This is a genomic window from Streptosporangium nondiastaticum, from assembly GCF_003011965.1.
Taxonomy (GTDB): domain Bacteria; phylum Actinomycetota; class Actinomycetes; order Streptomycetales; family Streptomycetaceae; genus Streptomyces; species Streptomyces nondiastaticus.
This window is the reverse complement of record NZ_PXWG01000206.1, coordinates 1-8,477: the sequence shown is the minus strand read 5'-3', so window position 1 is coordinate 8,477 and position 8,477 is coordinate 1. Positions and strand designations below refer to the sequence as shown.

General features: G+C 76.0%; 5 protein-coding genes and 2 pseudogenes. 2 read left to right on the top strand and 5 right to left on the bottom strand.

Annotation, left to right across the window (positions count from 1 at the left end; genetic code table 11):
* On the bottom strand, positions 1-1,312 hold a 1,312-nt coding region (locus B7P34_RS33965), incomplete at its 3' end, for a glycosyltransferase family 4 protein (protein WP_106682006.1).
* A gap of 222 nt (positions 1,313-1,534) precedes the next feature.
* Here B7P34_RS33965 and B7P34_RS33960 point away from each other — a divergent pair.
* Both B7P34_RS33960 and B7P34_RS39545 read left to right on the top strand, forming a co-directional pair.
* A complete protein-coding gene (locus B7P34_RS33960) occupies positions 1,535-2,173 on the top strand; it encodes a TetR family transcriptional regulator (protein ID WP_106682005.1) in 639 nt (212 codons plus the stop codon).
* A gap of 376 nt (positions 2,174-2,549) precedes the next feature.
* A pseudogene (locus tag B7P34_RS39545) lies at positions 2,550-2,984 on the top strand (LuxR C-terminal-related transcriptional regulator); the annotation flags it as partial.
* Here B7P34_RS39545 and B7P34_RS39540 read toward each other — a convergent pair.
* The 4 genes and pseudogenes from B7P34_RS39540 to B7P34_RS33935 form a co-directional block, all read right to left on the bottom strand.
* Positions 2,910-4,763 (bottom strand): ATP-binding cassette domain-containing protein, encoded by a 1,854-nt coding sequence (locus tag B7P34_RS39540; protein WP_286157538.1) that lies wholly within the window; start codon positions 4,761-4,763, stop codon positions 2,910-2,912. The pseudogene B7P34_RS39545 and the gene B7P34_RS39540 overlap by 75 nt on opposite strands.
* Positions 4,764-5,101: 338 nt before the next feature.
* Complete coding sequence (locus tag B7P34_RS33945; RefSeq protein ID WP_106682004.1) at positions 5,102-6,937, bottom strand: ABC transporter ATP-binding protein; 1,836 nt, start codon at positions 6,935-6,937, stop codon at positions 5,102-5,104.
* 117 nt (positions 6,938-7,054) lie between these two features.
* Positions 7,055-7,177 (bottom strand): SapB/AmfS family lanthipeptide, encoded by a 123-nt coding sequence (locus B7P34_RS33940; protein ID WP_106682003.1) that lies wholly within the window; start codon positions 7,175-7,177, stop codon positions 7,055-7,057.
* Between the two features lie 65 nt (positions 7,178-7,242).
* A pseudogene (locus B7P34_RS33935) lies at positions 7,243-8,477 on the bottom strand (lanthionine synthetase C family protein); the annotation flags it as partial.

Sequence of the window (8,477 nt, the reverse complement as noted above, 5' to 3'; positions counted from 1 at the left end):
CGCGGTAGTGGCGGGCCGTGCCGAGCGCGGCCTCGCGCCAGGTGAAGCGGGAGAGGACGCGTTCGCGGCCCGCGGCGCCGAGGCGGCGGCGGAGTTCCGGGTCGGCGAGGAGCCGCCCCAGGGCGGAGGCGAGCGCTCCGGGGTCGCCGGGCGGGACGGCGAGGCAGGTCTCGCCGTCGGGGCCGGCGACCTCGGGGATCGCGCCCCCGGTCGTGGCGGCGAGCGGCGTCCCCGTGGCCATGGCCTCCGCGGCCGGCAGCGAGAAGCCCTCGTACAGCGACGGCACGCACGCGACCTGCGCCGACCGCACGAGGTCGACGAGTTCGGCGTCGGTGATGCCCTTGACGAACTCGACGGCGTTCTCCAGCCCGCAGCGCCGGATCGCGGTGGCGACCGGCCCGTCCTCGGCGCGCTTGCCGACGACGACGAGGTGCGCGGCGGGGTGCCGGCGGCGGACCACGGCCAGGGCCTCGATCAGGTGGACGAGGCCCTTGAGGGGCACGTCCGCGCTGGAGGTGGTGACGATGCGGCCCGGGACCTCGGGCACGGACGGGTCCGGCGAGAACAGGTCCGTGTCGGCGCCGATGGGCACGACGTGCACCCGCTCGGCCCGTACGCCGAGGTGGTCGACGATCTCCTGGCGGGAGGAGCCGGAGACGGTGAGCACGGACGGCAGCCGCCGGGCGACACGTTTCTGCATGCGTGTGAACCCGTACCAGCGCCGTACGGACGCCCGCCGCTTCCAGTCCGCGGCGGCGGCGAGGTCGAGCTGCCGGTCGACGGTGATGGGGTGGTGGATGGTCGTGACCAGCGGCGCGCCGATCGCCTCGGGTCCGCCGAGGAGCCCGTAGCCCAGGGTCTGGTTGTCGTGGACGACGTCGAACCGGCCGCGCTGCGCGGCGAGGTGACGGCGGGCGCGCAGGCTGAAGGTGAGCGGCTCGGGGAAGCCGCCCGTCCACATGGTGGAGACCTCGAGCGCGTCGATCCAGTCGCGGTATTCGTCGCGACCGGGCGTGCGGAAGGGGTCGGGCTGGCGGTAGAGGTCGAGGCTCGGGAGCTCGGTGAGGGTCACTCCCTCGTCGAGGACGGGGTACGGCTGGGAGCCGATGACCTCGACGCTGTGCCCGAGGCGGGCGAGTTCGCGGGAGAGGTGGCGGACGTAGACGCCCTGGCCGCCGCAGAACGGGTTGCCCTTGTAGGTGAGCAGTGCGATGCGCAGAGGGCGGTCGTGGTCGCCCGTCTCGTGGAGGGCGTCCCGGCGTGCGTCCCGCGCGTGCGCTGCGAGAGCTGCCTCAGTGGCCTCAGCGGTCACTCCCCCGGCCTCCTTCTGGCTGCTGTTCCGGCCGGAGCGTAACCGGTCGCGCTAATCTAGAACAAGTTTCAGACTGGGTCGTCCAGAAGCCTCGAATCTACCGGCCGCAAGGGCAGTCTCCAGGACCGGATCGGGTGATTCGCGCCACGGCCCGGCCCCTGCCATGCTGTGCCGTCCGGGCCGTACAGCTCACCCTGGATGGATTGCCACGGAATGGGACATATGACGACGGAACCCAAGTCGCCGACCGCGCGGGCCGTGCCCGCCGGGCCCAGCCTCCCCCTGACCGAGCGTCAGGCGGCCCGCCGCCGCCGGATCCTGCGGGCCACCGAGGAGCTCGCGAGCCGCGGCGGCTTCGACGCGGTGCAGATGCGGGAGGTCGCCGAGGCGGCGGGCGTCGCGCTCGGCACGCTCTACCGCTACTTCCCCTCCAAGATCCATCTGCTCGTCGCCACCATGCAGGACCAGTTGGAGCGGCTGCACGGCACGCTGCGCAAGCGCCCGCCGACGGACACCGACCCGGCCGCGCGCGTGGCCCGGACGCTGATGCGGGCGTTCCGCGCGATGCAGCGCGAACCGCACCTGGCCGACGCGATGGTGCGCGCCCTCACCTTCGCCGACCGCTCGGTGAGCGCCGAGGTCGACACCGTCTCCCGGCTCACCACGGCGATCATCCTGGACGCCATGGGCCCGGCCGGGCCGCCCACCCCCGAGCAGCTCTCCGCCGTCCGCGTCATCGAGCACACCTGGCACTCGGCGCTCATCACCTGGCTCTCGGGGCGCGCGTCGATCGCCCAGGTGCGGATCGACATCGAGACCGTCTGCCGGCTCATCCGGCTCACTACCCCACAACAAGCCTGACGCGCTACCCCCGGCACCCGATTCATGAGGGGCGCTTTCGAGTGAACTTGGGGCGCACGTGGCGTGATTCATGCGCCCTTGCGCCCCCTCCATGTCCTGTATACACGCCCGTCGCGGTGGCACACGCCGGTATGAATGGGCGTCGTGCCCGGCGCAGCGCTCGCTGCGCGGGGAAAGCGGCAAGGGGCAGTAAGAAGCGGTAAGCGGGAAGGCGGGGACCGTGATCCGGGTACTTCTGGTACATGACACCTATCTGCTGCGCACAGCGCTGGCATTCCTGCTCGGCAGGGAGCCGGACCTGGACGTCACGTCGGCCTCGTGGCAGCGCGCGGCGGACCTGTCGCGCGCGCTGCGGCCGCACGTGTGCGTGGTGGACATGGACAGCCCGGAGGCCGGCGGACCGCGCGGGCTGCGGGAGCTGTCCGGGAACGGGAACGGGAGCGAGAACGGTAGCGGTAGCGGGAGCGGGAACGGTGACGCGCACGGCGAGGCCGCGGCCGGCGGAGGCGGCAGGGCGGCCCTGCTCGCCCTGGCCAGCGCGGGGCGGCCGGGGCCCCTGCGCCGGGCGTACGAGGAGAAGGCCCTGGGATACCTGAGCAAAAACGCTTCACCGGACCGGCTGGTGGAGGGGATACGGCATGTGGCGAAGGGCGAGCGGTTCATCGACGAGGCGCTCGGCTTCGGCTTCCTGGAGGCCGCGGAGATCCCCCTCACGAGACGAGAGCTGAGCGTGCTGTCACTCGCCGCGGAAGGGGCCTCCGTCGGGGAGATCGCCCGCAGCCTGCACCTGTCCAACGGGACGGTGCGCAACTACATGGCCGCCATCACCCGCAAGACCGGGGCGCGGAACCGGGTCGACGCGATCCGCATCTCGCGGGGGGCGGGGTGGGTGTGATCCCCCTGCCTCACCGTCCTCGCCCATGAGGTCCCGGTAGAGCGGCGAGCGCGCGAGCAGCTCGTGGTGGTCGCCGCAGGCCGTGTCCGCGCCGTCCATCACCAGGACGCGGCCGGCCCGGCGGGCGGAGGTCGCGCGGTGCGCGATGACGACGAGGGTGCCGCCGGGGCGGCGGGCGAAGGCCCGTTCGGCGCGGGCCTCCGCCGCGGGGTCCAGATGGCAGGTCGCCTCGTCCAAAACGGCGAGGGGCGCGGGCGACAGGTAGGCGCGGGCGAGCGCGATCTGCTGCCGCTCGCCCGCGGACAGCTCCGCCGGGACGAGCGGCGCCGCGAAACCGCCCAGGCGGCGGACGAGTTCCGTCATGCCGAGCGCCTCCGCGGCCGCCCGCAGCTCCTCCTCCGGGACGGCGCCGGCGCGCAGATAGCCGAGGTTGGCGGCGAGCGTCCCCGAGAACACGTACGCCTCCTGCGGGATCAGCACCCGCCCGGCGGCCGCCGCGGCCGTGTCCGCCCGCCTCCCGCCGACGACGACCTCCCCGCTCCCCGGCCGCAGCAGGCCCGCGATCAGCCCGGCCAGCGTCGACTTCCCCACGCCGCTGGGGCCGACGACGGCCAGGTGCGCGCCGTGCGGCAGGGTCAGGTCGAGGTCGCGGACGACGGGGTCGGCGTGGTCGCCGTAGGCGAAGGTGAGGCGGCGGAGGCGGAGGGCGGCGGACGGCGGGGAGGGCGCGGGTGAGCCGGGGGCCGCCGCGCCCGGCGTACGGGACGGCGGGGTGAGCCTGCGCACCACCACGGCGAGGCGCGATCCGCTCGTGCCGAGGCCGTGAACGAGGTTCTGCAGGGCGGGCATCAGCGACTGCGTCAGGTAGGCCAGCGCGCCCACGAGGGCGCCCGCCGTGACGCCGTGGTCCAGCAGCCACGGCGCCGCGGCCAGCAGGAGCACCACGGGCAGCCGGCCCGCCACGGTCAGGGCCACGACCCGTACGACCGACCAGCGGGCCAGCGCGCGGGACGCCTCCAGCGCGGCCTCGGTGAGCGCACCGGCCTCCGCGCGGACGCGCGGCTCGGCGCCCGCCGCCGTGACGTCGCGCAAGCCCGCGAAGACCTCGCCGAACCCGGCGGCGAGGGCCTCGTCCGCGGCCAGGTACGCCTCCTGGCGGCGGGCGAGCGGCCGCAGCGTCGCCAGGAACAGGGCGAGGCCCAGGACGAGGGGCGGCACGACGACCGCCAGGAGCGGGGGCGCGAGCAGGAAGAGACCTGTCAGGGCGCCGGCCGCGGTGAAGACGAACGACCGCGCGACCATGACGAGGCCGGCGAAGGCGTCTCGGGCGATCTCGGTCTGGTGCGTGAGGCGGGACACGGCCGCGGGGTCGCCGCGGCGCAGCGCGCGGTCCACGACCGTGGTGACGAGACGGTCGCGGAACGGCTCCACGAGGCCGGCGACGCCGCCGTACGTCTTCCCCGTGCCGTACGCGCCGACGACCACGGCCACGGCGGCCGCCCCGAGCCAGGCGAGCCCAGTACGGGGCTCTCCGGCGAGGAACCCGTCGTCCAGCGCCGCGGCCGGCGCGTACCCCATGGCGAACGTGTGCCCCGCCTCCAGGACGGACCACACGACGAGCCACGCGACGACGCGCCGCCGCCCGGCGAGGAACCGCGTCCCTCGCCGGAAGAGCCCGGGCTCAACGGGTGTCACGGCGACCTCCTGGGCACGGCCCGCAGCCGGGGCGGGTACGGCACCGCCGGATACGTGGGCGGGGGTTGCTCACCGCGGCGGCGGGAGGGAGAGGCAGGGCCTCTGCACGCGCTCCGCTGCCGCGGCGGACGCCCCCGGCGATGACGGACAGCCCGATCCCAGGGCCGGTACGGCACCGCCGGATACGTGGGCGGGGGTTGCTCGCCGCCGCGGCGGGAGGGAGAGGCGCGGCCTCTCCGGACCCCCTGCCGCCGGACTGAACGTCCCGCCGCAACGGCGCGCAGGCCCCGCGCCGCCGGACAGCGCGGGTGGCTTCCCCGCCGGGCAGGCGGGCGGGCTCACGCATGGAAGACCTCGCGATAGGACGGGTCTTGCCAGAGAACCGCATGCGGGGCCACCGCACGCGCCCGGCCCTCGTGGAGCCATAGGACGCGGTCCGCCGTCGCCGCCGTCGCGGGGCGGTGGGCGACGACCAGGCGCGTGGCGGCGGCGGAGGCGCGCAGCGCCGCCGAGACGCGCCGCTCCGTCGCCGTGTCGAGGCTCGACGTGGCGTCGTCCAGGATCAGGACGCGCCCGGCGTGGGCGAAGGCGCGGGCGAGGCCGAGGCGCTGGGTCTCGCCGCCCGAGAGGGGCGCGTCCGCGCAGGGCGTGTCATAGCCGTGCGGGAGGCGCCGGACGAAGTCGTGCGCGCACGCCGCCCGGGCCGCGCCCTCCAGCGCCTCGCGCCCCGGGGCGAACGCCCCGAACCCGATGGTGCCGCCGACCGTGCCGCCGAGCAGCGCCGGCCTGGCGAAGGCGTAGCCGATGGCCCGGCGGAGGTCTTCGCGGCGGATCGAAGGGAGGGAGGCGCCGTCCAGGAGGACCGACCCCGCGGCCGGGTCGGCCAGCCGCCCCGCGACTTCCGCCAGCACGGTCTTCCCGCTTCCCGAAAGCCCCACGACGGCCAGCGACGTGCCTCCCGGCACCGTCACGCTCACGTCGTCCAGGACCGTCCGCCCGCCCCGTACGACGCTCACTCCCCGCAGTTCCAGCGTGCCGGGCCCGGCGGGCACGCGCCGCTGCCCGTACGGGACTTGCGGCACGTCGAGCACCTCGGCGACGCGCCTCGCCGCGGACCGCGCCCGGGCCGCCGCGTTGAGGTGGCCGACGAGCATGCCGACGCCGGTGGCGAGCACGGCGTAGCGGGAGGCGGCGAGGAGGTCGCCGACGGTCAGGAGGCCCTGGGAGAGCCGCAGTCCGGCGACGGCGAGGACGGCGATCTGCAGCAGGGGCACGAGCGTGCCGGCCTGGGCCGTGGAGCGGCCCTGGACGCGCCACATGCGCCGGCCCTGCCGGGAGAGCCGGGGCAGCGGTTCGAGGATGCGGGCGCGCTCCCGGTCCGCGGTGCCGGCGGCGGCGATCGTGCGGGCGCCGCCGAGCGCTTCGACGAGGCGCGCGGCGATCTCGCCCTGGTGCCGCTGGTAGCGGGCGACGCTGTCCGTGGAGGCGCGGGTGAAGGCGCGCAGGAGGGCGGCGAGGAGGGGCGCTCCGGCGAGGAAGGCGGCGGCGAGCCAGGGGTCGATGAGCCCGAGCGCGACGATCCCGCCGACGGGCCCGGCGACGGACGCCGCGGCGTGGGCGAGCGTGGCGGGCGCGGTGCCGGTGTCGGCGGCGTTGCCGACGGCCCGGGTGACGAGGTCGCCGGGCGGGAAGCGGCCGGCGGCCCGCGGCCCGGCGGCCAGGACGTGGCCGAGGAGGCGGTGGCGCAGCCGGGCGGTGGCGTGGGCGGCCGTCGTCCCGGTGAGGAGTTCGCCGGCGGCGTCGAGCGCGGCGGGGACGGTGACGAGGAGGGCGCACAGGACGGTCCACCGGCCGGCGTCGGGGCCGCGGCGGGCGAGGAGCAGGTCGAGGGTGTGGCCGAGGGCGAGGGGCAGCAGTAGGGCCGCCCCGGTCGAGGCGACGGCGATGAGGGCGAGCGCGGCGGCGCGGCCGGCGCTGTGCCGGGCGGTGCCGAGCAGGAGCCGGTCCCCGGCGGAGGCAGAAACAGAAGCGGAACCGGAAGTGGTGGCGGACGCGGAGGCGGTGGCGGAACCGGAAGCGAAGGCAGCAGCTGAGTCGGAAGCGGCGGCCGAGGCGGAAGCGGAGCCCGCCGCCGACGCGGAGCCGGACGTCCGCGGAGCCCGGTGACGTGCCATGGCGGAGCGGCCCTCCTCTCCGTACCATCCGTGGATGCGGGACCCGGGCGGGCCCCTTGTCGCAGAAGGGGCCCGCCCGGTGCCGGATCGGCTGGAATCCGGTCTGTCAGCGCCTGATCAGAGACAGATCAGCACGCTGGCGGTGCTGATGCAGGAGAGCAGGCTGACCGTGCTCTGACCGCCGCCGCCGTGGCCGGTGTTCGCCTCGGACTCCATGTTCTGCAGGTCGAGAAGCGCCATGGTCGTGGTCCTTCCGTGGATTTCCCGTGGGGACGGGGATTTCGGTTTCTTTTCTTCTCTTCTTGCTACGGCTCCACAACGGCATGGAGCCGGCTCCGGGGCCCCTGCGGGGGCGGGAGGAACGGCAGCTGCGCGGGCCGGGCGGCGCCGTCGCCGAGGGCGGCGGCGAGGGCCAGCAGGCAGCCGGCGGTTCCGGTGGCGAGGTCCATGGACAGCCGCATCATCTGGCTGCCGGGGTAGGCGAGTTCGCCCTGGTAGGACATGGCGTACCAGGACATGCCGCGGACCTGGCCGGCGAGGTGCCCGGGCCGCACGCCCGGCGCGGTGGTGCGGGCGAGGTGGAGGACCATCCCGGCCCGGCCCTGGAACAGCCCGGGCTGGGCGTAGAACCGGGAGCGGGCCGCGGTGAGGATGCCGTCGCGGGCCTCGGTGAAGTACGGGCCGGGGTCGGGGTGGTGGGCCAGGAAGTCGTCCAGGACGGTGCCGATGCCGGCGCTGCCGTCACCGAGGTAGGGCATGGTGCGCCAGCCCTCGTCGACTTCGAGCGTGCCGCCCTCCGTACGGGTGCAGCGGGCGAGGTCGGCGCGCAGGGCCTGTTCGGCGAGGCCGAGAAGGGCGGGGGCGCCGGTGCGCTCGTAGAGCCGGAGGAAGAGCAGGGCGGGGCCGGTGGCGCCGCGCAGGAGACCGGCGCGGCGGCGCGGGCCGTCCCCGTCCGGGCCGGCGGTCCCGGCAGTCCCGGCGGTCTGCCGGTCCGCGAGGAGCTGGGCGGCCTCGACGGCCTGGTCGTGGAGCGCGCGCTCGCCGGTGGTGCGGGCGAGGTGGTCGAGGGCGAGGCCGACGCCGGCGAGGCCGCCGCGCAGGTCGGAGGTGAGCCGCTGCCACTGCTCGCCGAGGAGGACGTCGGCCAGGTCGAGGGCGCGCTGCGTGTGGCCGAGGCGGTCGAGGACGCAGGCGACGCCGGCGAGGCCGTCGTAGAGGCCGAGCGGGGTGCCGGACGGCACGGGGACGGTGCGGCGCAGGAGCCATTGCTCGCCCTCCTCGTAGCGCTCGGCGCCGGCTTCGGCGAGGGCGTGCAGGACTCCGGCGGCGCCGTGGGCGAGGCCGAGGCCGCCGCCTTCGGAGAACGTGGCGATGTCGCCGGGGAACAGGCGGTCGTCGCGGCCGGGGGTGGCGGAGGCGAGGATGGCGCGGATCATCGAGGCGCGGGCGGCGGGCCAGTCCTCGGCGGGGTCGGGGAGCGCCTGCGGCGGGGCGGCGCGGCCGGCGCCGGGGCCGATGGTGCGGTGCGTGCGGCGCCGCG

Coding starts and splice junctions, on each gene's coding strand:
- B7P34_RS33945 (WP_106682004.1), bottom strand. CDS start 6,937: ATGGCACGTCACCGGGCTCCGCGGACGTCCGGCTCCGCGTCGGCGGCG.
- B7P34_RS33960 (WP_106682005.1), top strand. CDS start 1,535: ATGACGACGGAACCCAAGTCGCCGACCGCGCGGGCCGTGCCCGCCGGG.
- B7P34_RS33940 (WP_106682003.1), bottom strand. CDS start 7,177: ATGGCGCTTCTCGACCTGCAGAACATGGAGTCCGAGGCGAACACCGGC.